This window comes from Pseudooceanicola sp. HF7, from assembly GCF_011806405.1.
Classification (GTDB): domain Bacteria; phylum Pseudomonadota; class Alphaproteobacteria; order Rhodobacterales; family Rhodobacteraceae; genus Pseudooceanicola.
On the sequence record NZ_JAATOW010000003.1, the window covers coordinates 61,767 to 88,293 of the forward strand.

Sequence of the window (26,527 nt, forward strand, 5' to 3'; positions counted from 1 at the left end):
GGTCACGGCTGTCTGGGACTTGCAGGAAACAGACTGAGAGCCGTGGCCGGAATACATGCATCGACGTCAGCGCCGATGGGCATCTTGCGGGCGGCATCAGCCATCAGGCGAAGCGCACCGATCCGGATTTCATGGCGATAGACCGACCCGAGGTAGGCGTGCTGGGCAACCTTGCCACGCAGGATCAGCCCGCCATCCTCCTGCTCTGCGCCCAGCTTCACCGCGTCGGAGCGGAAGATCAGTTTGGCCGGTCCCGGTGCCACCGGCTCCGGGATATGCAACTGCGCGCGCGGCAGCTGTGCTCGGGTGCCGTCTGGCAGCGTCAGGGTAATGCCTTCCTTGCCGCTCAGCTCCGCCGGCAGGCTGTTGGTCGCCCCCATGAAGCGGGCGACATAGCTGTCGGCGGGGCGGTGGTAGACCTGCTCCGGGGTGCCGATCTGCGCGATGCGACCCCGGTTCAGGATCACCACCCGGTCGGCCATCGACATGGCCTCTTCGCGGTCGTGGGTGACAAGGATCGTGGTCAGGCCAAGGCGCTGTTGCAGGGCGCGGATCTCATGGCGCATGGTGGCTCGGGTGCCGGCATCCAGGTTCGACAGCGGCTCATCCAGCAGCAGCACCGGCGGGTCCACGGCCAAAGAGCGGGCAAGCGCTACGCGCTGTTTCTGCCCGCCGGATAGGGCCGCGATCCGGCGCCCGGTCAGATCACCCAGGCCGACCAGCCCGGCGATCTCGGCCACGCGAGCCGCGATCTGCGCCTTGGGCTGGCCGCGCAGCTTCAGACCGTAGCCGATGTTCTGCGCCACGGTCATATGCGGCCAGAGTGCGTAGGACTGGAACATCATCGCCATGCCCCGCGCTTCGGGCGGCGTCTGGCTCAGGTCGGTGCCATCCAGCAGGATCTGCCCCTGCCGCACCGGTACGAAGCCGGCCAGCGCGCGCAGCAACGTGGTCTTGCCGCAGCCCGAGGCCCCCAGTAGCGCGATAAACTCGCCCGCCTGCACATCCAGCGACAGGCCGGAGATCACGTCGGTCCGGTCGTAGCCCAAGTGCAGGTCCTTCAGCGATATCGCAGCACCCAGCCCCGCCGAAGCCTGTCGTTGCGCGTGAATTGCCTGCTGTATCATTTTCGGGGCCTTCATAAATCTGCTGCAAAAACTATGCACACGTGTTCATATAGGCGTTGGATATGACAGCGTCGTGAAACTGAGCGAAGGAATCGCGGTAAATGGCCAGACAAGTTTCGCCGGCCCTGCGGCCCCATCGGGTCACTGCGGCGGATGTTGCGCGAAAGGCCGGCGTGTCACGCTCTGCTGTCTCGCGGGCCTTCACCGAAGGCGCCTACCTGGACAAGGATAAGCGCGCCCATATCCTGCAGGTGGCGGCAGAGCTGGGCTACCGGCCAAACGCGCTGGCGGCGGGCCTGCAGGGCCGAGGGCGGTCGAACCTTGTCGCGATCATGACGGGGGATCTGGTCAACCACTACGACGGAGAGATCCTGGCCCGGATGATCCGGCAGCTGACCGCCATCGGAAAATGGTCTTTCGTGCTGAGTGCCGGGGGGGAGATGCCTGAGGCCGATGTCACCGGTGTGCTTGGCTTTCCGCTAGACGCGATGATCCTGCGCGGCGGATCGGTGCCCGACGACGTGGTCGCACATTGCGCGAAGCTGAAGATCCCACTGATCGTCTCTGGCCGGATCCTTGAGGGGCCCGGAATCGATTCTGTGTGCTGTGACAATGCGCGCGGCGCGGCTATGGCGGTGCAGGGGCTGATCGCGAAGGGCCGCCGCCGGATCGCCTACCTGGGCGGACAGGCCGATCTGACCTCTGACCGGGAGCGCCGGAAGGGGTTTCTTGACGCGGTGCGGGCGGCGGGGCTGGAGCCGGCGGCGCAGGTCGACGGGGACTACAGTTTCGAAGGCGGCTTTGCCGCGGCCAGGGCCTTGCTGAGCAGTCATCCGGAGATCGACGGGCTGTTCTGTGCCAATGACGCGATGGCCCTTGGCGCGCAGGCCGTTGCAACCGGCGAACTTGGGCGCTCCGTACCGGAAAACCTGTCGATCATCGGGTTCGACGATATCGCCATGGCGCGCTGGCCGATGATCGCGCTCTCCACCATCCGCAATGACATGGACATGACGGTGACCCAGATCATGCGTCTGCTAACGGCCCGCCTGAAAGATCCCGAGGCCCCCTCCCAGACCATCCGCACCGCGCCGGAATTCATCGCACGAGGCACACATTGACGTCGCAACTCTCCGTCTGGCTGGTTCCTTCTGCGGATCAGGACACCACCCTACGCCAGCGCATCGCCGATATCGCCGCCCGCACGGGCCGCCCGGCCTTTGCGCCGCATGTGACGGTCCTGGGGGATCTGGAGATCGGCGCAGCACCCCTTTCGGCCATGCTGAAGGACTTGCAGGCCAGCTTGCCTGTTCAGCACCTGCCCGTCACCGCCATCCGGGCCGAGCCGCTGTTCTTCAAGTCGCTCTACCTGGATCTGCCGCAATCCCTGACGCTCAGCCGGTTCAGGGAGGCGCTGGCGCAGCGGCTAAGGCTTGGCGCGCCGCCTTTCGCACCGCATCTCAGCATGGCCTACGGGGTGTTGGGGCCGCAGGAACGGGGCGAAATTGACGGGCTGGGCGATCTGATCGGCTTGCCCCTGACGCTGGGCCGCCTGCAACTGGTGCATTCCAATCAGGCGCTTGCGCCCTCTGACTGGCGCGTGCTGGAGGAGTTTGCCCTGAATGACCTGCACGCGCCGCGGGGGTGACGGACAGGCTTGGGCTGACCGACCGCACCGGGCGCCGCTGATGTGGCTAAGGTGCGCTTGTCTCAGCTCTCCAGGAATCCGCCCAGGAAGCTTTCCAGAGAGGTCGTGAGGTCGGGTGAAAGGTAGCCGCCCTCCTGAATCATGACGGTGGGGAAGCCTGCGGCGGCAATCAGCGCCCCGGCGCGTCGGAACCCGTCGAAGCTGATCTTCATCCCCTGAAGCGGATCGTTCTCATGGGCATCAAGGCCGAGGCTGACCACCAAAGCACCGGGTTCAAAGCTGCTGATCTGCGCCAGGGCCTCCTCCATCGTGGCGATCCAGACGTTGTCCGTGGTGCTGCGGGGCAACGGGTGATTGTGATTGAAGCCCTCGCCTACGCCCTCTCCCGTCTCATGAGCATGGCCGGTGAAGAAAGGGTAGTAATCATGCGGATCAGCATGGATTGACACGGTCAGCACGTCATCGCGGCCATAGAAGATATCCTGGGTGCCATTGCCGTGGTGCACGTCGATATCCAGCGTGGCAACGCGGGCATGCCGGTCGCGCAGCCGGGCGGCGGCGATGGCGGAAACATTCATCAGGCAGTGACCCGCGGCGACCTCGGCCGAGGTATGGTGCCCCGGCGGGCGGCAAAGCGCATAGGCGCTGTGATCCCCTCCCAGCACCGCATCCGCAGCCGCCACGGCGCAATCGGCGGCGCGGCGCGTCGCCATCCAGCTGTGTTCCCCGATGGGGGCAGAGGTATCGCCCATGTGCCAGCCGGTCCGCCCGGTGATGTGGTCGGGATAGGTGGCCGTGGCGTTGCGGGGAAAGACATTTGGCACCACCTCGGGGCCGGCGCCGGGCTGGGCCTGCCATTCCGCCCAGCAGGTTTCGAGGAAGGCCAGGAAGGCGGGGGTATGGACGGCCTCCAGCGCGGCGCGGGGCGCTTCGGGGGGCGCGGTGACCGGCAGGCCCATGTGATCCAGCGCCGCGCGCAGGAGTTCGGATCGCTCTGCCTGTTCGGCATTGCGGCCAAGCTGGCCGAAGGTGAGGCGGAAGCTGGGATCGTGGGCCTCGGTCTCGGGGGCGTAGAAACATTTCATCTTGGCGGCTCTTCTCTGGTTTCTGGACAGATGCTGCGGCGGGGCGGCTTGGTGGCGCGGCTTGGCGGGGCAGGCGGGCTTGGCTGCAGCCTAGAGGGCGCGGGCGGCTTAGTCGATGGGACGCAGGGCGGATGCCTTGACCCGCCGGGGCGCTTGCGATCCCATATGCCGCGCGCGGCGATGCCCCGGCAATGCGGCGCGGAAAATCAGACCCTGTCCCACCGCTTCCGGCTGCCCTGCCGCGCGGGTCGGACCCCCAAGGAGCGCGTGACCGGATGACCGAGACCCGCAAAGACCCCCGCCGCCTGACCGGTGTCGGCACCTGTTCGAAACTGGATATCCCGGCGCTTTTCGGGCCCGTCTTTGCAGAGGTGGCGCCGGATATCGACCTGCTTGCCCCCGATCAGGTCACGGATCCGGGCGCGGTGGATTTCGTGCTGACCTTCCTGCCGGATGAAGAGGCCTTCCGGCCCTATCCGAACCTGCGCGGGATCTTTTCCATCGGGGCGGGGACGGATGGGATCGATGCCTGCCCCTCCCTGCCTGCCGACGTGCCGGTCTTGCGCGTGGAGGAGCCGGACCAGGCCCTGCAGATGGCCGGTTTCGCGGCCTTCAACGTGCTCTGGCATCATCGCAACATGGCAAATGTGATCGCCTGCCAGGCAGAGGGACGCTGGCGCCGCCGGGTGGCGGAGCTGAGCCCGCGGGCGCGCCGCATTGGCGTGCTGGGCATGGGGCACATGGGCAAGGCGATCGCCAAGGCCCTGGTGGCGCTTGGCTATCCCGTTGCCGGCTACGCGCGTCGCGCCCCGCAGGATCCGCTGCCGGGCGTGACCTATTTCCAGGCCGGCGGGTTGGAGGACTTCCTGGCGCGGTCGGATATCTTGATCAACGTCCTGCCGCTGACCCCGGAAACGACGGGCCTGATCGACGCGGAATTCCTGGCGAAACTGCCGGAGGGCGCGGCGCTGGTGCATCTTGGACGCGGTGGGCAGGTCGACGAGGCGGCGCTGGTGGCGGCCATCGACAGCGGCCAGCTGTCCGGTGCCTCGATGGATGTCTTTGTTGAAGAGCCCCTGCCGCGCGAGGATCCCTTCTGGGCGCATCCGAAGATCCTTGTCACGCCGCATATCGCAAGCGTGCCGGAGTTCGCCGACGTCGTGCGCTCGCTTCGGGAGAGGTTGCTGAGGCTGACGGTGGGGTGAGGCGCTGGGCCGGGCTATCGGGGTGACCTCTGCGGGCAGGGGCCTCCGGCGGGAGTTTGCTGGCAAGAAGAGGGGGGATGCGGGCGCTTGCCGGGCGGCGGCGGGCGGTTTGCGGGTCATTTGTGTGCAAATGGGCTTTGCAGGTAAGGGGCATGGACATCAGGCTTGATTTTGCGCGGCAAGAGGCAGAGCGTTTTCCTGTTTCCAGATCCTGCAACCCGGAGCGCCCCATGAACATCCATGATCCTGCCGCCGAATTACGCGCCAATGTCGCGCTGCCCTTCGAGGAAGCGCGGGCAATGCCGACCTCTGTCTACACGTCCCCAGAGTTTCTGGAGCTGGAGCTGGAGCATGTCTTTGCGAAGTCCTGGCTTTGTGCGGGGAGGGTGGAGGGGCTGAAGGCGCCGGGGGATTACCTGACCATGGAGATCGCTGGAGAGCCGGTGCTGATCCTGCGGGACCGCGAAGGGCAGTTGCGGGCCATGTCCAATGTCTGCCGGCACCGGATGTCCGTGCTGCTGGAGGGGAGCGGCAACGTGCGGGTCATCACCTGCCCCTACCACGCCTGGACCTATTCGCTGGACGGATCCCTGCGCGGGGCGCCGGCGATGGACATGAACAAGGGCTTCTGCAAGGAGGCCGAGGGCCTTCCGCCGATCCGCTGCGTGGATTGGAACGGCTGGATCATGGTGACGCTGGACCCCGATCTGCCGGATCCACATGAGCAGCTGGCCGAGGTCGATGACTTGGTGGGCTACCTGGACATGTCCTCCTATGTCGAGACCTTCCGTGAGGATCACCTTTGGGACACCAACTGGAAGATCCTGGCCGAGAACTTCATGGAAAGCTACCACCTGCCCATGTGCCATGGCGGTACGATCGGCGGCGCCGTGGACGTGCGCAAGATGACCTGCCCGGAGGGCAAGGCGCATTTCAATTACCACCACATCATGAAAGACGATTCCATCGCCCTGTCGATTGCTCACAAGGGCAATACGACACTGCAGGGGGATGACCGCTACCGCACCTGGCTGATGGCGATTTACCCCTCTTTGCTTATCACCCTGACGCCGGGCTATTTCTGGTACCTTTGCCTGGCCCCGGTGGCCCCTGGCAAGGTGCGGATCGTCTATGGCGGTGGCCTGCATCCGGATTTCGCCGCCGACCCGCAGGCAGAGGCGCATTTCGCCGCCCTGAAGGGCCTGCTGGATCACGTCAACGACGAGGACCGGGGCTGCACCGAGCGGGTCTGGAAGGGCATGCAGGGCCGCCTGGCGACGCCGGGATTCCTGAGCCACCTGGAACGCCCGAACTACGAGTTCGCGCGTTGGATCGCTGCCCGGATGCCGTGAGTGGCAGGGGCGGCTAGAGCACCTCTCCGCCGTCGATGACAAGGGCCAGGCCCGTGACGAAGGTGAAGCGGTCCGTAGCGGGGTAGAGGATGCCTTCGGCGATTTCCTCGACCTAGGCCCAGCGGTACATGGGGATGGTTTCTGCACGTAGCTTTCCAGCTCTGCCCGCCCGCCCATCTGGGTTTCGAACCCGGCGTTGAAGGGGGTGTCGATGAAGCCGGGGCAGAGCGCGTTGCAGCGGATCTTTTCACGCGCGTAGACCGCGGCCATCTGCTTTACCATGGCCACATCGGCGTGTTTGGTCGTGCCAAGGTCGCCCGAGGCTTCGATCAGTCTCCATCCGGCCGCGCACCAGCACCACCACCAAGGACATGGTGAACAGCCCATGGGCCCGATCAGCAGCTCGGCAATCGTGCCCACCGGGGCCAGGGTCAACGTGTTTCGGAAGGGCCGCGAAGCGGGCGGGCAGGTTCGCGTATTGCTCAAGCGTGAAACCGGCATCGTAGCCGCCGATAGCGCTGCGCTCTCCGAAGGAGAAGATCAGGACGACGGCCCGCGCGCCCTGGATGGGGGCAAAGGGCGTTTTTCCGGCGGGCTTGGGGGCGGCGCAGTTCGGGCCGGCAATGTGCCGCGCCGCGGAGAATTCTAAACAACTCGGCTTTGCGACCTCAATCATACCTTAAGGCGCGTGCCTTACCCAGCGGCAGATACCGGGCGCAACAGGTGGATCGAGACCATGTCAATCAAGATGCAGATTTTCGCGGGGATGTTTGCGATGATCGCCCTCGTCGTGGGCGTGGGGGCTTTCGCCTCTTTCCAGACGGGGAGGCTGGCGGAGACCTTCGTGGAGTATCGCACGACCGCGCGGTCGAGCCTGATGGCGGGAGAGATTTCCGAGAAGATGTACGAGGCGCGGTTGGCCTCGAGCAAGTACCGGCTGACGCGGGATCCGCAACACCTGGAAGATCTGCATGACAGCCTGGATGAGGTCAGGGCGCTATTGCCGCAGCTGCAAGAGACATTTGGCGCGGATGAGATCGCCGGGGAGCTTGAGGGGCTGCCCATACTGCTGGAGGAATACGAGCAGGCCTTGGAAGGGGCGTTCGGATTCCAGCAGCAGCGCGATGCGCTGGTCGCCCGGTCCAGTGAGCTGGGGCTGAAGGCGCGCCAGCAGCTGTCCGAGGTGATGGAAACCGCCCTCCGGGACGGGGATGCGGTGGCCAGTTCGGCGGCGGGGCTGGCGGCGACCAACCTGATGCTGGCGCGTTTCTACCTGGAGCGTTTCCTGGTGGACAACCGGCCCGAGGATGAGGTGCGCTCCGAAGAGGAGATCGAGGCTGCGCGTGCCGGGCTGACCGGGCTGATGGAGGAGTTGCAGAACCCGCGCCGCCGCGACCTGACCCGGGCCACGATGCAGGATCTAGACGGCTTCGACGAGACCTCCGGCGATCTGGCGCGCGTCATTCAAGAGCGCAACGCCCTGTACCGCCGCATGGATGCCATCGGCCCGGAGGCCCTGACTCATGTGGAGGCTGTGGAGACGGCGGTGGAGGAGCGGCAGAACATGTTGGGTTCTGCCGGGGCGACCGTGGTGAAACGGTCCATCATCGTGGTCATGATCGCCGTAGTCCTGGGGGCGCTGATCGGGGCCGTGCTGGCCTTTCTCACCGGGCGGTCGATCTCTGGCCGGCTGAACAGGATCACGCAGGACATGGGTGAGCTGGCAGAAGGCAACCTGGATCTGGAGATCGAGCAGAGCGCGGACAAGCACGAGATCGGCAAGATGACCAATGCCATGGTCGTCTTCCGGGACAATGCCCGCAAGGCGCGGGACCTGGCCCTGGAAGTGAAAGCGCGGGAGCAGCACGAACGCGCGGCAGAGGAGGCGGCGCGAGCGCGCGAGGCGGAGATCGAAGCCGAGCAGCGCGCGGCCGAGAAACAGGAGCGCGCGGCAGAGCGGACCCGGATGCAGCGGATGCAGGATTTCCAGGCCGACATGGAGCGCGTTCTGGGCCAGGCCGCGGCGGGCAACTTCTCCAACCGGATGTCGAAGGATATCGATGACGCGGCGCTGGCCAGCCTGGCAGAGGTGATCAACCGCCTGCTGGAGGGCACGGAAACCAATATCGCGGACGTGGTAAAGAGCATCAAGGAGCTGGCGCAGGGCAACCTGGGCATCCGCATCGAGGGCGAGCGGCAGGGCGTCTTCCGCAACATGCAGGAGGATTTCAACGCAGCCCTGATGATCCTGGCGCAGACGATGGCAGAGATCATGGACAGCGGGCAGACCGTGTCAGAGACCTCTTCCCACCTGGAACGGTCCTCCAACGACATGTCCAAGCGCGCTGAAGAGGCTGCCGCGGCCATCGAGCAGACCTCTGCCGCGGTGGAGGAGATCACGGCGAGCATTCGCCAGGTGGTCCAGAACGCGCAGGCGGCCAATGATGCGACCAACCAAGTGCGCGACAGTGCCGATGAGACGCGCCGGGTGTCGGACCGCACGGAGGCCTCGATCAACGCGATGACGGAGGCCTCGAAAGAGATCAACCGCGTGGTCAAGGTGATCGAGGACATCGCCTTCCAGATCAACCTGCTTGCGCTGAACGCGGGCGTGGAAGCGGCGCGGGCCGGCGAGGCCGGGCGCGGATTCTCCGTGGTGGCCTATGAGGTGCGGGCCCTGGCGCAGCGGTCGCAGGAAGCGGTGCAGGAGATCACCCAAGTGATCGACCTGAACAACCAGAGCGTGGAGACGGGGGTCGAGCAGGTGGCCCTGTCGCGCAAGGCCTTCGAGACGATCATTGCCGATGTCGAAAAGGCCTCTCAGCAAATTTCGGAGATCACCCTGGCGGTGAAGGAGCAATCCGTCGGCATCGAAGAGGTGAACACGGCCGTGCGCTCCATCGACCAGACCGCTCAGACCAATGCGGCCTCTCTGGAAGAGATGACGGCGGCCAGCATCTCCATGAGCGGAGAGGCGACGACGCTGGCGGGGGCCTTGCAGAAGTTCCATGGGGTGGACCGGGCCACCAGGACCTATCGCAAGGCCGCGGCCCCCGCGCCGGGCGCGCCGGTGCCGGCGCCGAAGCTGGCCGCCGTGGGCGGCGGGCAGGCTGCTGTGGAGGCGGATTGGAACGAGTTCTGAGTCCGCACGCGCGCTGGGCAGGCGGCGGCTGCGCTGGCTGAACACCTGCGGGTCCGGGTGGTTCCTGGGGGGGGCGTGAGGAAGACAGCGCCTTTCGGCAGCGGTCTGCACGGGTCTAACGCAAGATTACTGCCGGGATCATTGCAGGGTTACTGCTGTGGGCCGCAGACCTTTACCCCGGTGTTCCAGTCCCGGCAGCGCGCCGCCAGATCGGGCAGCAGCGGCTCATCCGTGAAGAACGTGTCGATCTTCGCCAGCGAGGCGATGCGCGCAGGGGCGGAGCGCTGGAACTTGGAATGATCGGCGGCCAGGAAGGTGCGCCGCGCGCGGGCGATGATGGTCTGGCTGACCTTGACCTCTTCCAGGTCGAAATCCATCAGGTCGCCGTCATGATCCAGCGCCGAGCAGCCGATCACCGCGTAGTCGAACTTAAACCGGTCGATGGTGGAGACGGTGAGATTGCCGATCAGCCCGCCGTCAGAGCGCCGCAGTTCTCCGCCGGTGACGACGATCTGGCTGTCGGAATTTTCTGCCAGGATATTGGCGATATTGATGTTGTTGGTCACCACCATCAGATCGCGGTGCTTGAGAAGCTCGCGCGCCACGGCCTCGGTCGAGGTGCCGATGTTGAGGAAGATGGAGGCGCCATCGGGGATTTCCGCCGCGCAGGCCCGCGCGATGGCGGTCTTTGCGTCTTCGTTCAGGCCGCGCCGGTCCTCGTAGCCGATATTGGACACGCCAGAGCGCAGGACCGCACCGCCGTGCACCCTGTCAAGCTTGCCCGCGTCGGCCAGTTCGGAGAGGTCGCGCCGGATGGTCTGGGCTGTGACGCCGAAATGATCGGCCAGCCCGTCCACGGTCACGCGCCCCTCTGTCCGGGCGATGGTCAGGATGTCGGATTGTCTGAACGAAAGCGACATGACGCTCCTTCCGGGTCGTTTGGGTTCGCCGACTATGGAAGGCTGTTCGTTTTCTTTCAAGTCGCAAGCGTCGGGTAGGGCGAGTCGACGCGGTTGGGCGCGGGGTTGGCCAGCTGGCAGGGAAGTTTGGCGCCCGTGGCGGGGAAAATTCCCTGAAAAACCCGGAAATCCCCTTGAAGTCGTGGGATTCCATAAGGATGTGCGATTTCGATCCGTTTTCGCTATACGGGAAAAGCGAAAATAAAAGAAAAATAATGTTGACTTAACGCGCGCCAATTGGTTCCGTCGCCCCTGCGTCTATGAAGGATTTCCCAGCGGTGGCCGGCGACAATTCAGATATCCATGATCTTTTCGTGATCGGCGGCGGCATCAATGGCTGCGGCATCGCGCGGGACGCCGCAGGGCGGGGGCTGAAGGTCTGCCTGGCGGAGCGGGACGACTTGGCCGCGGCCACGTCATCGGCTTCGACAAAGCTGTTTCATGGCGGGCTGCGCTACCTTGAGTACTTTGAGTTCCGGCTGGTGCGCGAAAGCCTGATCGAACGCGAGGTGCTTCTGTCGGCGATGCCGCATATCTCTTGGCCCAAGCGGTTCGTGCTGCCCTACCACAAGGACATGCGGTTCGAATCCGAAACACCGACCTCGCGCCTGCTGAGCACGGTGATGCCCTGGATGAAGGGCCGCCGCCCGGCTTGGCTGATCCGGCTCGGGTTGTTCCTTTACGACAACCTGGGTGGGCGCAAGCAGCTGCCCGGGGCCGCGACCCTGGACTTGCGCAACAGCCCGGAAGGCGCGCCGCTGCAGGATCGCTTCGAGACGGCCTTTGAATATTCCGATTGCTGGGTGGAGGATTCCCGGCTGGTGGTGCTGAACGCCCGCGACGCAGAGGCGCGCGGGGCGCGGATCATGACCCGTACTGGCGTCATCCGGGCAGAGCGCAAGGACGACCTGTGGGAAATCGGCACCCGCGACACCGAAACCGGAGAGCTGTGCACCCATTACGCCCGGATCCTGGTCAATGCCGGCGGGCCCTGGGTGGGGGATATCCTGCAAAGCCGCATCCATATCAATTCCCGCGAGGGGCTGCGCCTGGTGCGCGGCTCTCACATCGTGACGCGCAAGCTTTACGATCACGACAAGTGCTACTTCTTCCAGGGTACGGATGGGCGGATTATCTTCGCCATCCCCTATGAGACGGATTTCACCCTGATCGGCACCACCGATGCAGAGCATGAAGACCCGGAGGTGAAGCCGGTCTGCACCCCGGAAGAGAAACGCTACCTGCTGGATTTCGCGAACCAGTACTTCAAGGAAAGCCTGTCCGACGAAGACATCGTCTGGACCTATTCCGGCGTGCGCCCGCTCTATGACGATGGCGCCAGCAGCGCCACGGCGGCGACGCGAGATTACACGCTGAAGCTGGAGGCCACGGGCGGCGCGCCGCTGCTGAACATCTTCGGCGGCAAGATCACCACCTACCGGCGGCTGGCCGAAAGCGCGCTTGAGGCGCTGGAGCCCCATGTGCCAGGCCTGAAACCGGCCTGGACGGCGGGGGTGGCGCTGCCGGGCGGCGATTTCCCGGTGGACGGCGTGGAGGACCAGATCGCCTGGCTCAGGAAGGCCTATCCCTTCCTGACGGAGTTCTGGGCCCGCCGGCTGGTCCGCGCCTATGGCACGGAGGCTGCGGAGATCCTGGGCGATGCGCGGGGGCCGGGCGACCTGGGCCCCGATTTCGGCGCGACTCTCACGGGGGCCGAGGTCAGCTGGCTGATGGAAAAGGAATATGCGCACACGGCAGAGGATGTCCTGTGGCGGCGCAACAAGTTGGGGCTGCGGCTGAGCGATGGGGAGGTCGCGGTGCTGCAGGACTGGATGGCGGCACGGCGGGCAGAGGAGCGCGCCGCAGCCGAATAAACCAAAAAGGGGGGAGGAGACCCAATGCTGGAGTTGAAAGGCGTGTCGAAGGCCGTCGACGGGCAGGTGCATCTGCACCCGACCGATCTGACGCTCGACCGCGGGACCATGAACGTGCTGCTTGGGCCGACGCTGTCGGGCAAGACCACGCTGATGCGGCTGATGGCGGGGCTGGATGCGCCCGGCCAGGGCCGGATCTTCTGGGAAGGGCAGGACGTGACCGGCATGCGGGTGCAGGACCGCAAGATCGCCATGGTCTACCAGCAGTTCATCAACTACCCCTCGATGACGGTCTACGACAACATCGCCTCTCCGATGAAGCTGATGGGCGTGAGCCCAAGAGAAGTGGACGCCCGCGTGCGCGAAACGGCAGAGCTGATGAAGCTGACGCCGATGCTGGACCGCAAGCCCCTTGAGCTTTCGGGCGGCCAGCAGCAGCGCTGCGCCTTGGCGCGCGCGCTGGTCAAGAATGCCGGGCTGGTCCTGCTGGACGAGCCGCTAGCGAACCTGGATTACAAGCTGCGCGAGGAGCTGCGGGTGGAGATCCCGAAGATCTTCGAGGCCTCAGGCGCGGTCTTCGTCTATGCCACCACCGAACCGGAAGAGGCGCTCTTGCTGGGAGGCCGAGTGGCGACTCTCTGGGAGGGGCGGATCACCCAGTTCGGCCCCACGGCGCAGGTTTATCGCCAGCCGGTGGATGCGACCACGGCGCGGGTCTTTTCCGATCCGCCGATGAACTTCCTTCAGGTCTCCAAGACCGGGTCGAAGCTGATGTTCGGCAAGGGGCAGGCGGCCCCGGTCACCGGCAAGTTGCGCGATCTGCCCGACGGGCGCTACACGGCCGGCTTCCGGCCCAACCACCTTGAGATCGGGCGCCACAGCGGGGACGCCGTGGAATTCACCCCCACGCTCACCGTGACGGAGCTGACCGGCTCTGAGACCTTCGTGCACCTGGATCATCATGGCGAGCGCTGGGTGGGGCTGGTGCATGGCGTCCATGCCCTGACGCCCGGCGCGGCGCTCAAGGTCTACCTGGATCCGCGCCATGTCTACATCTTCGACGAGGGCGGGCGGCTGGTGGCCCCGGCGCCCTATGCAGTGGCGGCCTGAGGGGGGCGGTATGGCAAAGATCACGCTTGATAACCTGGCGCATGCCTACCTGCCCGATCCCGGATCGGAGGCAGATTATGCGCTCAAGGAGCTGAACCACGACTGGCAGGACGGCGCGGCCTATGCGCTTCTGGGGGCCTCGGGCTGCGGGAAGTCCACGCTGCTCAACATCATCTCAGGCCTGCTGGTGCCCAGCCAGGGCCGCATCCTGTTCGACGGCAAGGATGTTACCGGCGCCCCCACGGCAGAGCGCAACATCGCTCAGGTGTTCCAGTTCCCGGTGGTCTACGACACGATGAGCGTGCAGGACAACCTGGCCTTCCCGCTGCGCAACCGTGGCCGGGACGAGGCCTATGTGCGCGAGCGCGTGCAGGAGATCGCCCGGATGATCGGCATGGAGGACATGCTGAAGCGCAAGGCGCGCGGGCTGACGGCGGATGCCAAGCAGAAGATCAGCCTGGGCCGCGGCATGGTGCGCAAGGACGTGAACGCGCTGCTTTTCGATGAGCCCCTCACGGTGATCGACCCGCATATGAAGTGGGAGCTGCGCACCCAGCTGCGCAAGCTGCACCAGGATTTCGGCCATACGATGATCTATGTCACCCACGACCAGACAGAGGCGCTGACCTTCGCCGACAAGGTGGTGGTCATGCATGATGGCCGCGTGGTCCAGACCGGCACGCCCGAAGAGCTGTTCGAACGTCCCGAACATACCTTCGTGGGCTATTTCATCGGCTCGCCGGGCATGAACGTGATCCCGGCCCGGGTAGAGGGCAACCGCGCCTATATCGACGGCACCGAGCTGCTGCTGGAGCGCGGCTACGGGCCGCTTACCGGCAAGGTGGAGATCGGCGTGCGCCCCGAGTTCGCCCGCCTGTCCCAATCCGAGGGGCTGCCCGTCAAGGTGCGCCGGGTAGAGGACGTGGGTCGCCACAAGATCGTGCGGGCAGAGTTCTTCGGCCATGAGCTGAACATCATCGCCGGCGAGGACGATCATATCAGCGCCGACATGAACCGGGTCAGCTTCGATCCCGGCCACGTCAATGTCTACGCCGATGACTGGCGCGTCGCAGGGGAGGCCGCGTGATGGAAAAGACGGTAAACCAGAAAGCCTGGTTCCTTGTCCTGCCGGTGCTGCTGCTGGTCGCCTTCTCTGCGGTGGTGCCTCTGATGACAGTGGTCAACTACTCGGTCCAGGACACCTTCGGGAACAACCAGTTCTTCTGGGCGGGCCTGGAGTGGTTCGAGGAGATGCTGCATTCGGAACGCATGTGGGATGCGCTGACGCGGCAATTGTTCTTTTCCGGCGTGATCCTGGCGATCGAGGTGCCGCTGGGCGTGATCGTGGCGCTGAACATGCCCAAGAAGGGGTTCTGGGTCTCTGTCTGCCTGGTTCTGATGTCGCTGCCGCTGCTGATCCCCTGGAACGTGGTCGGCACGATCTGGCAGATCTTCGGGCGCGTGGACATCGGGCTGCTGGGCTATACGCTGGACAAGCTGGGGGTGGATTACAACTACACTCAGGACGTGCTGGCGGCCTGGATCACCGTGGTGGTGATGGATGTCTGGCACTGGACGTCGCTGGTGGCGCTGCTGGCCTATGCGGGGCTGAAATCCATCCCCGATGCCTATTACCAGGCGGCCAAGATCGACCAAGCCAGCCGCTGGAAGGTCTTCCGCTATATCGAGCTGCCAAAGATCATGGGCGTGCTGATGATCGCCATCCTGCTGCGCTTCATGGACAGTTTCATGATCTATACAGAGCCCTTCGTTGTCACCGGCGGCGGGCCGGGCAATGCCACCACGCTGCTCTCCATCGACCTTGTGAAAATGGCGCTGGGGCAGTTCGACCTGGGCCCGGCGGCGGCCTTCAGCCTGATGTATTTCCTGACGATCCTGCTCATTTCATGGGTCTTCTACACCGTCATGGTGAACCTGGAAAAGCAGGAGGGACTGTAAGATGAGCGACGCGACCGCAACAGCCCCTGCTGCCGTCCCGCGCGCCCGGCCGCGCTTTCGGGTGAACTCCCGCGCCGTGGTGATGACGCTGTACCTGCTGTTCCTGCTGCTGCCGATCTACTGGCTGCTGAACATGAGCCTGAAGACCAATGCGGAGATCCTGAACAGCTTCACGCTTTGGCCACGTGATCTGACACTGGCGAATTACGCCACGATCCTGAGCGATCCGGCCTGGTATATGGGCTACGTCAATTCGCTGATCTACGTGGTGATGAACACCGCCATCAGCCTGGCGGTGGCCTTGCCTGCGGCCTATGCCTTTTCGCGCTACAGCTTCGTTGGCGACAAGCACCTGTTCTTCTGGCTGCTGACCAACCGCATGGCGCCGCCGGCGGTCTTCGCGCTGCCCTTCTTCCAGCTCTATTCCAGCGTGGGCCTGTTCGACACCCATATCGCCGTGGCGCTGGCCCATTGCCTCTTCAACGTGCCGCTGGCGGTCTGGATCCTGGAAGGCTTCATGCGCGGTGTCCCGAAGGAGATTGACGAGACCGCCTATATCGATGGCTACAGCTTCGGGAAGTTCTTCGTGAAGATCTTCATGCCGCTGATCGCTTCCGGCATCGGGGTCGCGGCTTTCTTCTGCTTCATGTTCTCCTGGGTGGAGCTGCTCTTGTCGCGCACGCTGACCACCGTGGATGCGAAACCCATCGCGGCGATCATGACCCGCACGCAAGGCGCGTCCGGCATCGACTGGGGCGTGCTAGCCGCGGCGGGGGTGCTAACCATCGTGCCGGGCGCCTTGGTCATCTGGTTCGTGCGCAACTATATCGCCAAGGGCTTTGCCCTGGGGAGGGTGTGATGAGCGTGCGCGAAGATGTCGAGGATCTGGTTCACCGCCGTTCGGGTCTGACAGAAGTGGAAATCGCAGAGGAAATACTTGGACCCGGAGCAAGGCAGCAGCGTGTGAACCCGTCCTGTCGCGGGCTTTCGGAAGAAGGTCGGATTGAGCGGCGTGGTCAGGGAGGGCGCGGCGATCCGTTCCGATACTATCCAATCAGGGAGGAGCTCTGACATGGCATGGATGGCATGGACCTGGCCCACGGCGATCTTCTTCATGGTCATCGCGGGGCTGTTGATAACCTTCACGGTGCTGGCCGTGAAAATCCCCGAAACGCCGCGCACCGGCGTGCTGCGGATCGAGACCACGCGCGGGGATCGGTTGTTCATCACGCTGCTTGGCTCTGCCTTTATCAACCTGGCCTGGCTGGGGCTGATCGGGCCCGACACGCAGCCCTATGCGCTGCTTGTCTGTCTTGCCTATGCCGCAGCGGTCTTTCGCTGGGTGTAGCACCACGGGCGGCCGGGAAAGAGGAGCCCGCCGCCGAAAAAAATCAAATCAACGGGAGGAAACCGAAAATGAAACTCAGAACGACAACGGCAGCCCTGCTGGTCCTAGCGGGCCCGGCCTTTGCGGACATGGAGGCGGCAAAGTCATTCCTGGATTCGGAAATCGACATGTCCGCGCTCAGCCGCGCGGAGCAGGAAGCAGAGATGCAGTGGTTCATCGATGCCGCCGCCCCCTTTGCGGGCATGGACATCAAGGTGGTGTCGGAAACCATCACCACCCATGAATACGAAAGCCAGGTGCTGGCCCCGGCCTTCACCGCGATCACCGGCATCAATGTCACTCACGACCTGATCGGTGAGGGCGACGTGGTCGAGAAGCTGCAGACCCAGATGCAGTCTGGCCAGAACATCTATGACGCCTATGTCAACGATTCCGACCTGATCGGCACCCACTGGCGCTACCAGCAGGTGCGCAACCTGACCGACTGGATGGCGGGCGAGGGCGCTGATGTGACCAACCCGGGCCTGGATATCGATGATTTCATCGGGACCGATTTCACCTCTGCCCCGGATGGCAAGCTGTACCAGCTGCCGACCCAGCAGTTCGCCAACCTCTACTGGTTCCGCTACGACTGGTTCAACGACGAGAAGAACAAGGCCGATTTCCAGGAGAAATACGGTTACGAACTGGGCGTGCCGGTGAACTGGACCGCCTATGAGGACATCGCAGAGTTCTTCACCGGGCGCGACCTGTCCCACATGGGCATCGAGGAAGAGATCTATGGCAACATGGATTACGGCAAGAAGGACCCCAGCTTGGGCTGGCGCTATACTGATGCCTGGCTGTCCATGGCCGGTGCCGGATCCAAGGGTGAGCCGAACGGCCTGCCAGTCGACGAATGGGGCATCCGCGTGAACGAACAATCCCAGCCCGTGGGCTCCTGCGTTGCGCGCGGCGGGGCCACCAATGGCCCGGCTGCAGTCTACGCTGTGACCAAGGCCATCGAATGGCTGGAAAAGTACACGCCCCCCGCGGCGGCCGGCATGACCTTCTCTGAGGCTGGCCCGATCCCGGCGCAGGGCAACGTGGCCCAGCAGATGTTCTGGTACACCGCCTTCACCGCCGACACGGTGAAACCCGGCCTGCCGGTTATGAACGAGGACGGCACGCCCAAGTGGCGCATGGCCCCCAGCCCGCATGGCGCCTACTGGGAAGAGGGCACCAAGATCGGCTACCAGGATGTGGGCAGCTGGACGCTGATGAAATCCACGCCCGAAGACCGCGCCAAGGCGGCCTGGCTTTACGCGCAGTTCGTGACCTCCAAGACGGTGGACACGAAGAAAAGCCACGTGGGTCTGACCTTTATCCGCGACAGCTCCATCAACCACGAAAGCTTCACCGAACGTTCGGACAAGCTGGGTGGCCTGGTGGAATTCTACCGCTCGCCCGCGCGCGTTGCCTGGTCCCCGACCGGCACCAATGTACCTGACTACCCCAAGCTGGCGCAGCTGTGGTGGCAGAACATCGGCGATGCGATGTCCGGCGCGAAAACTCCGCAGGAAGCGCTTGATGCCCTTTGTGCCGACCAGGAGCGCGTGATGGAACGGCTTGAGCGTGCCGGCATCCAGGGCGACATCGGTCCGAAGCTGAACGAAGAGCAGGATCCGGAATACTGGCTGTCCCAGGAAGGTTCGCCCAAGGCGAAGCTGGAGAACGAGGACGAAGAGCCGCAGACCGTTTCCTACGATGAGCTGATCAAGTCCTGGGAGCAGTAAGGCCCCCTGGTCCCAGTTAACCTGACCCTGCGCGGGGCCCTTACCGGCCCCGCGTTTTTCTTTGCGGGTATCGGCCGCTTTCACTGGTCGCCAGAGCAGGCCTTCAGCACGGTGTCGCGCAGCCAGCGGTGGGCGGGATCGCCGGTAAAGCGGGAATGCCAGACGATCTCGTGATGGATCGGGGCGATCTCGAGCGTGATGGGAATGGTCGTCAGCTCGTAGTTGGCGGCAAAGTAATCCGCAGTCCGCTTGGTGAAGATCCCCACCTGGTCGCTGCCGCGCAGCAAGTGCGGTACCAGGGTGAAATTGGTCAGCGCGCATTGCACCTGCCGCTTGTAGCCACGGCTTTCCAGGATCGCATCGAAGGCGGCATGGCGCCCCCCGCCCGAGCGCACGACAACGTGGGGATATTGCAGCAGCATCTCAAGCTCTGCCGCCTTCGGGGCGGCGCGGGCAATGGGGTGATCCCGGCGGCAAAGGCAGACCAGCGCCTCGGAAAAGGCAACGGAGCGGTGCATCCGCGGGGGCAGCTCATCGAACCAGCCGATGCCAAGGTCGATATCCCCGCTGCCCAGCAGCCGGATGGAGACATCCCGGTCCGCCGTGCGCAGGTCCACCTGCATGTTGGGCGCCACCGCGTGGATGTGGCGCATGACCGGCAGGAAGAGCGGCAGGCTCAGCCGGTCAGGGGCGCCGATCACGAAATGGGAGTCATTTGTCGCAAGGTCGATCTCCACGTCCTGCTGCAGGCAGCTTTCCGTGCGCTGGATGATCCGTTCCACTTCCGGCGCCAGCGCGGCTGCGCGCGCCGTGGGCACCAGCCCGGAGGCTTCGCGCAGGAAAAGCGGATCCCCCATGGCCTCCCTGAGCTTTTTCAAGGAGTTGGAGATCGCCGATTGCGTCCGGCCCAGTCTTTCGCCGGTCCGGGTCACGCTGCGCTCTTCCATCAGGGTGTTGAAGACCACCAGCAGGTTCATGTCGAAATTGCGGATCATTCGTCACCATTATCATTTTGAGTGATATTGGAAAGAAAGAGCAAAAATTTGCCAAATGGTAAAGGATTCGTTTAGCTGCCCCGACCAGGAGGAACGAGAAGGCCCGGACAAGGAGAGTCCGGCGCCAAGGAGGATCCATATCAATGACAGAGTCCAAGGGAGTGCAGGCATGACCGCGCATGATAAATCGAGTTCCGCGGGCTACCTGCCTTTCTGTGCCGCGCCGACCCGGCCCGACTACGTGCCGCCCGCCGGCGCCGTGGATGCCCATTGCCATGTCTTCGGCCCGTCCGCCGCCTTTCCCTTTGCGCCAGAGCGCAAGTACACCCCCGTCGATGCCCCCAAGGAAAAGCTGTTCGAGCTGCGCGATTTCCTGGGCTTCAGCCGCAATGTGATCGTGCAGGCGACCTGCCACGGCAAGGACAATGCCGCGCTGGTCGACGCGCTCGAGGGCTCCGAGGGGCGCGCGCGCGGTGTCGCGGTCGTGGGCGCAGACATCACCGATGAAGAGCTTGAGGCGCTGCATGCCGCCGGTGTGCGCGGCGTGCGCTTCAACTTCGTCAAGCGGCTGGTCGATGACACGCCGGACGAGGTCTTTGAAAGCATCGCCGCCCGGATCAAGCCGCTGGGCTGGCATATCGTTGTCTATTTCGAAGCCCCCGACCTGGAGCGCGTGGCGCCGCTGATCGCCCGGCTTGGCACGACCATCGTGGTCGATCACATGGGCCGCCCGGATGTGACCAAGGGCGCCGAGAGCGCCGAGTTCGGTCAGTTCATCGCCATGCTGGAGGGCAACCCGGACATCTGGGTCAAGGTGTCCTGCCCCGAGCGGCTGACTGTTTCCGGACCGCCGGCCTACGAGGACGTGGTGCCCTTCGCGCGCAAGCTGGTGGAGACCTTCCCCGATCGCGTGCTCTGGGGCACGGATTGGCCCCATCCCAACATGATCAGCCATATGCCCGATGACGGGCTGCTGACGGACATGATCCCGAAGATCGCCGTCACGGAGCAGGCCCGGCAGGCCTTGCTGGTCGACAATCCCATGAGGCTGTACTGGCCGGGGGAGGACTGAGACATGACTGATTCCAACGACATGAGCCTGCGCGCGATGTCACCGATCGCCTGGGTCGCGGGCGGGCTGGCGAGCCTGATGGTCGTCGCCTGTATCCTGTGGAACATCGACCTGCCGACGCGGCTGGGCATTGCGGTGCTGCCGCAGCAATACATGGCCTTCCAGCTGGGCCTGACCCTGACAGTGGCCTTCTTGGGCTTCGCGCTGGAGGACGGCAAGCTGAAGTCGACGGGCTGGATCTACTGCCTGCTGGCGGCGATCTGCCTTGCCACGCTGATGTACACAGCCTGGGATTTCGTCTGGCTGTTGCAGGAACAATTCTACCGCCCCTGGCAGATCACGCTGAGCGGCGCGGTGGTCACCATTGCGGTGATGGAGGGCATCCGGCGCAAGGCTGGCTGGATGCTGTTTTCCATCGTCGCCGTTTTCCTGGTCTATGCGCTTTTCGCCGACCAGGTGCCGGGCCGTCTGATCGGCAAGGAGCTCAGCCTGGAACGGCTGGTGCAATACGTGGGCTTTGACCCGAACGCGGTCTATTCCTCGCCCCTGGCCGTCGGCACGATCATCGTCCTGCTCTTCGTCTTCTTCGGCCAACTTCTCTTTGCGGCCGGCGGGGGCAATTTCTTTACCGATCTCGCCATGGCCGCAACGGGCCGGTCGCGCGGCGGCAGTGCCAAGATCTCCGTCTTCGGCTCTGCGCTGTTCGGCTCCATCTCCGGTTCCGCAGTATCCAACGTGGTGACCACGGGCGTGGTCACCATCCCGCTGATGCAGCGCGGCGGATACAGCAAGCGCGACGCCGGCGCGATCGAGGCCGTCGCCTCGACCGGTGGCCAGCTGACCCCGCCGATCATGGGGGCCGCGGCCTTCCTGATGGCCGAGTTCCTTGAGATCCCCTACATGACCGTGGCCGGCGCAGCCCTGCTGCCAGCGGCGCTCTACTACCTGGCGGTCTTTACCCAGGTTGACCTGATCGCGGCGCGTGACAAGATCGCCCCGGTAGAGAGCGACACGCTGACGACCCGCCAGGTCCTTAAGGAAGGCTGGCACTTCGTGGTGCCCTTCGCCATCCTACTGGCGGCGCTTTTCGTCTGGCGGATGGACCCGGAGCAATCGGCGCTGCTGGCCTCTGTCGCCATCGTGGCGGTGGGCTTCCTGCGCGGCTATCGCGGAGACCGCCTGACCCTGCGCACGCTGGGCAAGGTCTTTGTCGATACCGGCAATTCCATGATCAGCCTGATCTTGGTGGTAGCTGCAGCCGGTTTCGTCATCGGCATCCTGAACATCACGGGCCTGGGCTTTGCCCTGACGCTGGTGCTGGTGGATTCCGTGGGCAGCAGTATCGTCCTGCTTCTGCTGGTCTCTGCGGTGATCTGCATCGTGCTGGGCATGGGGATGCCGACCTCCGGCGTTTACGTGCTGCTGGCCGCGCTGGTCGCCCCCAGCCTGGTCGAGGCCGGGATCACCCCGATCGCCGCTCATATGTTCATCCTCTACTTCGGGATGATGTCGATGATCACGCCACCGGTGGCGCTGGCCTCTTTCGCGGCGGCCACGATCACCAAGGACGATCCGCTGGGCACCGGCGTGGCCTCCATGCGGGTGGGCTGGGCGGCCTTCATCCTGCCCTTCCTCTTCGTCGCCACACCGGCGCTGCTGATGGACGGGACCTGGGTACAGATCGCCGTCAACCTGGCGCTGTCGGCCCTGGCCATCGTGGCGATCACCGCCGGGATCGTGGGCTACTGGGCCGGGCCGCTCAGCACCGTGCTGCGGCTGCTGGTCGGCGTGCTGGGCTTCTTCGCGTTGCCGCTGGGCTTCCTGCCCGCGGGCGACACGATCCATTTCATCGCGGCCGGGCTGACCATCGCACTTGCCGTCTTCCTGTCCCTTCGGGGCAGATCCCGACATGAGTTCACCAAGGGAGGATACCACTCATGAACATCAACAAGACAAACCTTGTCGCCGCAGCTGTCCTGGGCTTCGGCCTGGCGGGCGCTGCACAGGCGCAGGTCGTGACCATCGCATCCGGCGCACAGGGCTCTCTGGCCTACAACACCGGCCAGGCCGTAGCCAAGGTGGCCAATGACGCCGGCATCACCGCCCGGACCCAGCCGCTGGTGGGCTACCTGCCGCTGATCAACGCGGGCGAGGTCGACTTCGGTTTCTCCAACCTGGTGGAGATCGGCTATGCCGTGAGCGGCACCGGCAACTACACCCGTGAAAACCCCAACATCCAGCTCGTCGGCACGATGTTCAACCTGCGCACGGGCCTGATGGCGCCTTGCGACCTGGGGCTGGAAACCGTGGCGGACCTGAAGGAACAGGCCGGCGATCTGCGCATTGCCTCGGAATATACCTCTTCCACGATCATCCCCTTCTACATCATGGGCGGCCTGGCCAACGCGGGCCTGACCTATGACGATTTCCAGCAGGTGCCGGTGCCCAACTTCGTGGCCGGCATGAACGCCCTGGGCGATGACCTGGTGGACGTGGCGCTGGTGTCGCTGAACTCCGGCGCGGGTCAGCAGGCCTCGGTCAAGCTGAAGAACCGCGGCGGGCTGTGCTACGTGTCGCTGGACAACTCGCCCGAGGGCGAAAAGGCGTTCAAGGACTTCCTGCCGGCGGGGGCGATCCTGCCGATGGAGCAGAACGACAACATCAACGGCCTGCAGGACCACGCCGCCAACATCATGAGCATCCCCTGGGTGATGATGACCAACGGCGACGCGAGCGAGGACCTGGTCTATGAAGTCACCAAGTCGGTGGCCGAGAACAAGGATGCGCTGGTGGCCTCTTTCGGCGCGTTCAACGCCTTTGACGCCCAGGCCATGGCCCCGGCCAGCGAGGTGACCTACCACGCCGGCGCGCTGCGCTACTACGAGGAAGCCGGCATTCCCGTCGGCGAATAAACCCCGCGCCTCGGCGGATCAGGCCCACCGTTTCGGGCCGCTGAAACAAGATGGCCCCCGGCACCGCCATGCCGGGGGCCTTTTGCCGCGCTGGCCCTGCCCGGAAGGGGAAAGGCGGGCCCGCGCTCAGCAAATCCTGTCGGCCAGCGCCCCGTGGCATAGGGCCGAAATCTCTCCGGCCGTGGTCAGCCAGATCCTGTCCCGCTGGGCCGCCAGATTGGCAAGGGCCCGGCGCAGGTGACGCAGCCGGAAGGGTTGTCCAATGATATAGGGATGCAGCGCGATGCCCATGACAAGGGGTTGCGCGCGCGATTGCACAAGCATCTCTTCCAGATTGTCCGTTATGAGGGCAGCGAACTCTGCTGCTCCCATCTTGCGGGCGATGATGGCGGGGATGTCGTTGACCTCTTGCGGGTAGGGGATCGACAGCAGGCGCCCGTGGCGGGTGCGCATCCAGACGGGCTGATCATCCATGCACCAGTTGAGCGTATAGCCGTAGCCGGCCTCGCGCAGCAGGTCCGGGGTCACCGCACTTTCCGAGATCCAGGGGCTGAGCCAGCCCTGGGGCGCGGCCCCTTCGGCCTGGGCGATCACGCGGGTGGTTTCGGCGATCAGGGCGGATTCCTCCGCTTCGGGCAGGCTGCCCTGGGCCACGGAGTTGGTGATGCCATGCCCGGCGATCTCATCCCCGCGCGCGCTGTGGGCCGCCATGAGTGAAGGCGCATGATCGTACATGGCCGCATTGGCCAGCACGGTGGCGGGCAGATCCAGCGCCTCCAGCATTTCCAGAAGGCGCCAGGCACCGACGCGATTGCCGTAGTCGCGCCAGGGGTAGTTCAGCACATCGGGCTGGTTGGCGGCCGGGGCCAGTTCCGCCCCGCGCCCCTCGCCAAAGGCGAAATGTTCCAGGTTCACGCCGATGTAGACCGCCAGCCGCCGCCCCCCGGGCCAGGAGAAATCCGCCCGGTCATTGATGGGCCGGTAATCGAACCGGTCATGTCCGGGCAGCCCGGTGGTCAGGGAAGATGGCTGGGAAGCGGGCAGGGTCACAGGGGCGCCTCTGCCAGCCCCGCGCGATCCAGCAGGATTTCGGCGCTGTCGTTCCAGACCTGGGTTTCGGTGATCAGCCCGTCGCGGACGGTGAAGATGTCGATATAGCGATTGGTCTGGAACGTCGTGCCATCGGGCCATTCGCCGTAGAGATAGCCGGTGTTGTAGACATGCACCGCGCCTGTCTCGGCATCGAAGGCGGCATCGGTGCGCAGGAACTTCTTCTTCACCCAGGCATAGCGTTTCGCGTTGAAGGCGGCGCTGTCTGCGGGGCCTTCCATCTTTCGCCCGCCGGTGAAGATCATGCGGAAACCATGCGAGAGGTAGCGCGCGGCGCCTTCGGGATCGGGGATCATGGAAAGCTCTAGGTAGGTCTCTACCACGCGCTTTGCCTCGTTCAGGGCGTCGGTCAGATCACTGGTCATTGCAGCCTCCGTGCAAAATCGGCGGCGGCGCGTGCCAGCTGTGCAGAGGCCGCGACTCCGTCTATCAGCGGAACGCCGGAGCGGGCGGAAAGATCCGCCTGCAGGGGCGCCATGCCCGCGCAGCCCAGCACGACAGCCTCTGCCCCGTCGTCGTTTCGTGCCGAAAGGATCGCGCGCGCCAGCCGGTCCCGGGTGGTTTCGCTGCCCTCGTCGATGGTCAGCACCGGCAGCCCGCTGGCCCGGACCGAGGCGCAGCCCCCGGCGAAGCCCTGCGCGGCGATATTGCCCTCGATCACCGGGATGGAGACCGAAAGGGACGTGACCACCGAAAAGCGCCAGCCGAGCAGCGTCGCCATGACATAGGCCGATTGCCCGATGCCCAGCACGGGGCAGGGGGCCAGCGCGCGGGCCTGCTCAAGCCCGGTATCGTCGAAACAGGCGATGACGATGGCATCCGCATCGCGGTTGGCCGCTACCAGTTCCAGCAGCGGGGGCAGGGCCGCGGCGCCGTCCGCGGGCCCTTCGATCGCGGGGGGCGCGCCGGTGTTGGTCAGCCCCGTGACCTCGGCCTCCGGCAGGGCGGCGCGGGCCACGGCCAAGACGCCTTGGGTCATCGCCTCGGTCGAATTGGGGTTGATGTAGAGCAGTCTCATCACACGCCCTTGCCGGCATCGGTGCCGAAACGCGCCCGGCGTTTGCCCATCACCCAGACCGCCAGCAGGAAGACCCCGATGATGCCAAGGGAAAACAGCGTGGTCAGCGTGCCCAGGGCATAGATCACGGGGGTGGTCACATTGGTGGTCATCCCGAAGATCTCAAGCGGGAGGGTGTTGTAGCTGCCCGCCGTCAGCAGGGTGCGGGCGAATTCATCGTAAGACAGAGTGAAGCCGAAAAGCGCGACGCCGATGAGCGAAGGCGCGATGATCGGCAGCACCACGAAGCGGATCGTCTGCCAGGCGGTGGCGCCCTGGTCGCGGGCGGCTTCCTCGTAGCTCTTGTCGAAGCGGTTGAAGACGGCGAACATGATCAGCAGGCCGAAGGGCAGGGTCCAGGTCAGCTGCGATCCGAAGCCCGAGGTCGCCCAGTGGATCTTCAGTCCCAGCTGGTTGAAGATCAGCCCCACCCCAAGCGAGATCAGGATCGAGGGGATCACCAGTGAGGTGATGGCGAGGTAGAACAGAACGCCGGAGCCTGCAAAGCGCTTGCGGAAGGCCAGGCCGGTCAGCACAGAGACCACGACCGTGGTGACCATGACCATGAAGCCAAGCGCGAAGCTGCGGCGGAAGGCCCCCCAGATATCGCCCACGGCCTGCTCTTCGAAAAGGTCCCTGAACCAATGCAGGGAGACCCCGTTCATGGGGAAGGTCAGACCGCCCTGCGGCCCCTGGAACGACAGGATGGCGATGGTCAGCGTGGGCCCGTAAAGGAACAGCAGGAAGAGCACGAAGAAGGCGGAGAGCAGGTAGAAGCTGCGGGGACGTCGTTCCAT

Annotated in this window: 24 protein-coding genes and 1 pseudogene; 16 read left to right on the forward strand and 9 right to left on the reverse strand. The window is 64.8% G+C overall.

The genetic code is table 11. The features are described from left to right. Window positions 1-2 precede the first annotated feature (2 nt). Window positions 3-1,127, reverse strand: a complete 1,125-nt coding sequence (locus HCZ97_RS01675; RefSeq protein ID WP_167686939.1) for an ABC transporter ATP-binding protein — start codon at window positions 1,125-1,127, stop codon at window positions 3-5. Window positions 1,128-1,228: 101 nt separating this feature from the next. Between HCZ97_RS01675 and HCZ97_RS01680 the strand changes: the two genes are divergently transcribed. Beyond that, window positions 1,229-2,248, forward strand: coding sequence for a LacI family DNA-binding transcriptional regulator (locus HCZ97_RS01680; protein ID WP_167686940.1), 1,020 nt, complete (start codon window positions 1,229-1,231; stop codon window positions 2,246-2,248). Then, window positions 2,245-2,775 carry a 2'-5' RNA ligase family protein gene (locus HCZ97_RS01685; RefSeq protein WP_167686941.1) on the forward strand — a complete coding sequence of 177 codons (531 nt, stop codon included), beginning with the start codon at window positions 2,245-2,247 and terminating at the stop codon, window positions 2,773-2,775. Before HCZ97_RS01680 ends, HCZ97_RS01685 begins: the two co-directional genes overlap by 4 nt. Before the next feature lie 62 nt (window positions 2,776-2,837). Here the strand turns inward: HCZ97_RS01685 and HCZ97_RS01690 are convergent, their stop codons facing one another. Then, entirely contained in the window at window positions 2,838-3,860 is a 1,023-nt protein-coding gene (locus HCZ97_RS01690; RefSeq protein WP_167686942.1) for a histone deacetylase family protein, read from the reverse strand. 275 nt (window positions 3,861-4,135) lie between these two features. Between HCZ97_RS01690 and HCZ97_RS01695 the strand changes: the two genes are divergently transcribed. After that, the gene (locus HCZ97_RS01695; protein ID WP_167686943.1) at window positions 4,136-5,065 is read left to right on the forward strand and encodes a glyoxylate/hydroxypyruvate reductase A; all 930 of its coding nucleotides are present in this window, start codon (window positions 4,136-4,138) and stop codon (window positions 5,063-5,065) included. 230 nt (window positions 5,066-5,295) lie between these two features. Next, window positions 5,296-6,417: an aromatic ring-hydroxylating dioxygenase subunit alpha gene (locus tag HCZ97_RS01700; protein WP_167686944.1), complete on the forward strand. Its 1,122-nt coding sequence runs from the start codon at window positions 5,296-5,298 to the stop codon at window positions 6,415-6,417. Between the two features lie 13 nt (window positions 6,418-6,430). Here HCZ97_RS01700 and HCZ97_RS20790 read toward each other — a convergent pair. Then, window positions 6,431-6,723: pseudogene (locus HCZ97_RS20790) on the reverse strand (SDR family oxidoreductase); the annotation flags it as partial. Window positions 6,724-6,802: 79 nt separating this feature from the next. Here HCZ97_RS20790 and HCZ97_RS01710 point away from each other — a divergent pair. Both HCZ97_RS01710 and HCZ97_RS01715 read left to right on the forward strand, forming a co-directional pair. Beyond that, window positions 6,803-7,066 carry a hypothetical protein gene (locus HCZ97_RS01710; RefSeq protein ID WP_167686945.1) on the forward strand — a complete coding sequence of 88 codons (264 nt, stop codon included), beginning with the start codon at window positions 6,803-6,805 and terminating at the stop codon, window positions 7,064-7,066. Between the two features lie 87 nt (window positions 7,067-7,153). Further along, window positions 7,154-9,559 carry a methyl-accepting chemotaxis protein gene (locus HCZ97_RS01715; RefSeq protein ID WP_254871295.1) on the forward strand — a complete coding sequence of 802 codons (2,406 nt, stop codon included), beginning with the start codon at window positions 7,154-7,156 and terminating at the stop codon, window positions 9,557-9,559. Window positions 9,560-9,708: 149 nt separating this feature from the next. On the opposite strand, the gene HCZ97_RS01720 is transcribed toward HCZ97_RS01715, so the two are convergent. Continuing rightward, window positions 9,709-10,479 carry a DeoR/GlpR family DNA-binding transcription regulator gene (locus HCZ97_RS01720; protein WP_167686947.1) on the reverse strand — a complete coding sequence of 257 codons (771 nt, stop codon included), beginning with the start codon at window positions 10,477-10,479 and terminating at the stop codon, window positions 9,709-9,711. Between the two features lie 299 nt (window positions 10,480-10,778). Here HCZ97_RS01720 and glpD point away from each other — a divergent pair, with 299 nt between their 5' ends. From glpD to HCZ97_RS01755, 7 genes are all read left to right on the forward strand, one after another. Continuing rightward, a complete protein-coding gene (glpD, locus tag HCZ97_RS01725) occupies window positions 10,779-12,392 on the forward strand; it encodes a glycerol-3-phosphate dehydrogenase (RefSeq protein ID WP_167686948.1) in 1,614 nt (537 codons plus the stop codon). Window positions 12,393-12,416: 24 nt separating this feature from the next. Then, window positions 12,417-13,502, forward strand: a complete 1,086-nt coding sequence (locus HCZ97_RS01730; protein ID WP_167686949.1) for an ABC transporter ATP-binding protein — start codon at window positions 12,417-12,419, stop codon at window positions 13,500-13,502. 10 nt (window positions 13,503-13,512) lie between these two features. Then, window positions 13,513-14,589 carry an ABC transporter ATP-binding protein gene (locus tag HCZ97_RS01735; protein ID WP_167686950.1) on the forward strand — a complete coding sequence of 359 codons (1,077 nt, stop codon included), beginning with the start codon at window positions 13,513-13,515 and terminating at the stop codon, window positions 14,587-14,589. After that, window positions 14,589-15,461, forward strand: coding sequence for a carbohydrate ABC transporter permease (locus HCZ97_RS01740; RefSeq protein ID WP_167686951.1), 873 nt, complete (start codon window positions 14,589-14,591; stop codon window positions 15,459-15,461). The genes HCZ97_RS01735 and HCZ97_RS01740 overlap by 1 nt, the downstream gene beginning before the upstream one ends. A gap of 1 nt (window position 15,462) precedes the next feature. Next, window positions 15,463-16,320, forward strand: coding sequence for a carbohydrate ABC transporter permease (locus tag HCZ97_RS01745; RefSeq protein ID WP_167686952.1), 858 nt, complete (start codon window positions 15,463-15,465; stop codon window positions 16,318-16,320). A 213-nt stretch (window positions 16,321-16,533) separates the two neighbouring features. Further along, the gene (locus HCZ97_RS01750; RefSeq protein ID WP_167686953.1) at window positions 16,534-16,809 is read left to right on the forward strand and encodes a DUF2160 domain-containing protein; all 276 of its coding nucleotides are present in this window, start codon (window positions 16,534-16,536) and stop codon (window positions 16,807-16,809) included. Window positions 16,810-16,877: 68 nt separating this feature from the next. Further along, on the forward strand, window positions 16,878-18,584 hold the full coding sequence (locus HCZ97_RS01755) for an ABC transporter substrate-binding protein (RefSeq protein ID WP_167686954.1): 1,707 nt from the start codon (window positions 16,878-16,880) through the stop codon (window positions 18,582-18,584). An 80-nt stretch (window positions 18,585-18,664) separates the two neighbouring features. On the opposite strand, the gene HCZ97_RS01760 is transcribed toward HCZ97_RS01755, so the two are convergent. Next, window positions 18,665-19,579 carry a LysR family transcriptional regulator gene (locus HCZ97_RS01760; protein WP_167686955.1) on the reverse strand — a complete coding sequence of 305 codons (915 nt, stop codon included), beginning with the start codon at window positions 19,577-19,579 and terminating at the stop codon, window positions 18,665-18,667. A gap of 169 nt (window positions 19,580-19,748) precedes the next feature. Here HCZ97_RS01760 and HCZ97_RS01765 point away from each other — a divergent pair, with 169 nt between their 5' ends. From HCZ97_RS01765 to HCZ97_RS01775, 3 genes are read left to right on the forward strand one after another with little or no spacing between them, the layout of a single operon-like run. Then, entirely contained in the window at window positions 19,749-20,651 is a 903-nt protein-coding gene (locus HCZ97_RS01765) for an amidohydrolase family protein (protein WP_167686956.1), read from the forward strand. 3 nt (window positions 20,652-20,654) lie between these two features. Beyond that, window positions 20,655-22,592, forward strand: coding sequence for a TRAP transporter fused permease subunit (locus HCZ97_RS01770; protein WP_167686957.1), 1,938 nt, complete (start codon window positions 20,655-20,657; stop codon window positions 22,590-22,592). Then, the gene (locus tag HCZ97_RS01775) at window positions 22,589-23,563 is read left to right on the forward strand and encodes a TAXI family TRAP transporter solute-binding subunit (protein WP_167686958.1); all 975 of its coding nucleotides are present in this window, start codon (window positions 22,589-22,591) and stop codon (window positions 23,561-23,563) included. Before HCZ97_RS01770 ends, HCZ97_RS01775 begins: the two co-directional genes overlap by 4 nt. A 126-nt stretch (window positions 23,564-23,689) precedes the next feature. Here HCZ97_RS01775 and HCZ97_RS01780 read toward each other — a convergent pair whose 3' ends face one another. From HCZ97_RS01780 to HCZ97_RS01795, 4 genes are read right to left on the reverse strand one after another with little or no spacing between them, the layout of a single operon-like run. Next, a complete protein-coding gene (locus tag HCZ97_RS01780) occupies window positions 23,690-24,613 on the reverse strand; it encodes a polysaccharide deacetylase family protein (RefSeq protein WP_368484306.1) in 924 nt (307 codons plus the stop codon). Further along, the gene (locus HCZ97_RS01785) at window positions 24,610-25,038 is read right to left on the reverse strand and encodes a nuclear transport factor 2 family protein (protein ID WP_167686959.1); all 429 of its coding nucleotides are present in this window, start codon (window positions 25,036-25,038) and stop codon (window positions 24,610-24,612) included. Before HCZ97_RS01785 ends, HCZ97_RS01780 begins: the two co-directional genes overlap by 4 nt. Continuing rightward, complete coding sequence (locus tag HCZ97_RS01790; RefSeq protein ID WP_167686960.1) at window positions 25,035-25,691, reverse strand: aspartate/glutamate racemase family protein; 657 nt, start codon at window positions 25,689-25,691, stop codon at window positions 25,035-25,037. Before HCZ97_RS01790 ends, HCZ97_RS01785 begins: the two co-directional genes overlap by 4 nt. Then, the gene (locus tag HCZ97_RS01795) at window positions 25,691-26,527 is read right to left on the reverse strand and encodes an ABC transporter permease (protein WP_167686961.1); all 837 of its coding nucleotides are present in this window, start codon (window positions 26,525-26,527) and stop codon (window positions 25,691-25,693) included. The genes HCZ97_RS01790 and HCZ97_RS01795 overlap by 1 nt, the downstream gene beginning before the upstream one ends.

Coding starts and splice junctions, on each gene's coding strand:
- HCZ97_RS01775 (WP_167686958.1), top strand. CDS start 22,589: ATGAACATCAACAAGACAAACCTTGTCGCCGCAGCTGTCCTGGGCTTC.
- HCZ97_RS01700 (WP_167686944.1), top strand. CDS start 5,296: ATGAACATCCATGATCCTGCCGCCGAATTACGCGCCAATGTCGCGCTG.
- HCZ97_RS01720 (WP_167686947.1), bottom strand. CDS start 10,479: ATGTCGCTTTCGTTCAGACAATCCGACATCCTGACCATCGCCCGGACA.
- HCZ97_RS01755 (WP_167686954.1), top strand. CDS start 16,878: ATGAAACTCAGAACGACAACGGCAGCCCTGCTGGTCCTAGCGGGCCCG.
- HCZ97_RS01730 (WP_167686949.1), top strand. CDS start 12,417: ATGCTGGAGTTGAAAGGCGTGTCGAAGGCCGTCGACGGGCAGGTGCAT.
- HCZ97_RS01690 (WP_167686942.1), bottom strand. CDS start 3,860: ATGAAATGTTTCTACGCCCCCGAGACCGAGGCCCACGATCCCAGCTTC.
- HCZ97_RS01790 (WP_167686960.1), bottom strand. CDS start 25,691: ATGAGACTGCTCTACATCAACCCCAATTCGACCGAGGCGATGACCCAA.
- HCZ97_RS01680 (WP_167686940.1), top strand. CDS start 1,229: ATGGCCAGACAAGTTTCGCCGGCCCTGCGGCCCCATCGGGTCACTGCG.
- HCZ97_RS01760 (WP_167686955.1), bottom strand. CDS start 19,579: ATGATCCGCAATTTCGACATGAACCTGCTGGTGGTCTTCAACACCCTG.
- HCZ97_RS01710 (WP_167686945.1), top strand. CDS start 6,803: ATGGGCCCGATCAGCAGCTCGGCAATCGTGCCCACCGGGGCCAGGGTC.
- HCZ97_RS01765 (WP_167686956.1), top strand. CDS start 19,749: ATGACCGCGCATGATAAATCGAGTTCCGCGGGCTACCTGCCTTTCTGT.
- HCZ97_RS01675 (WP_167686939.1), bottom strand. CDS start 1,127: ATGATACAGCAGGCAATTCACGCGCAACGACAGGCTTCGGCGGGGCTG.
- HCZ97_RS01750 (WP_167686953.1), top strand. CDS start 16,534: ATGGCATGGATGGCATGGACCTGGCCCACGGCGATCTTCTTCATGGTC.
- HCZ97_RS01695 (WP_167686943.1), top strand. CDS start 4,136: ATGACCGAGACCCGCAAAGACCCCCGCCGCCTGACCGGTGTCGGCACC.
- HCZ97_RS01795 (WP_167686961.1), bottom strand. CDS start 26,527: ATGGAACGACGTCCCCGCAGCTTCTACCTGCTCTCCGCCTTCTTCGTG.
- HCZ97_RS01785 (WP_167686959.1), bottom strand. CDS start 25,038: ATGACCAGTGATCTGACCGACGCCCTGAACGAGGCAAAGCGCGTGGTA.
- HCZ97_RS01735 (WP_167686950.1), top strand. CDS start 13,513: ATGGCAAAGATCACGCTTGATAACCTGGCGCATGCCTACCTGCCCGAT.
- glpD (WP_167686948.1), top strand. CDS start 10,779: ATGAAGGATTTCCCAGCGGTGGCCGGCGACAATTCAGATATCCATGAT.
- HCZ97_RS01745 (WP_167686952.1), top strand. CDS start 15,463: ATGAGCGACGCGACCGCAACAGCCCCTGCTGCCGTCCCGCGCGCCCGG.
- HCZ97_RS01715 (WP_254871295.1), top strand. CDS start 7,154: ATGTCAATCAAGATGCAGATTTTCGCGGGGATGTTTGCGATGATCGCC.
- HCZ97_RS01740 (WP_167686951.1), top strand. CDS start 14,589: ATGGAAAAGACGGTAAACCAGAAAGCCTGGTTCCTTGTCCTGCCGGTG.
- HCZ97_RS01770 (WP_167686957.1), top strand. CDS start 20,655: ATGACTGATTCCAACGACATGAGCCTGCGCGCGATGTCACCGATCGCC.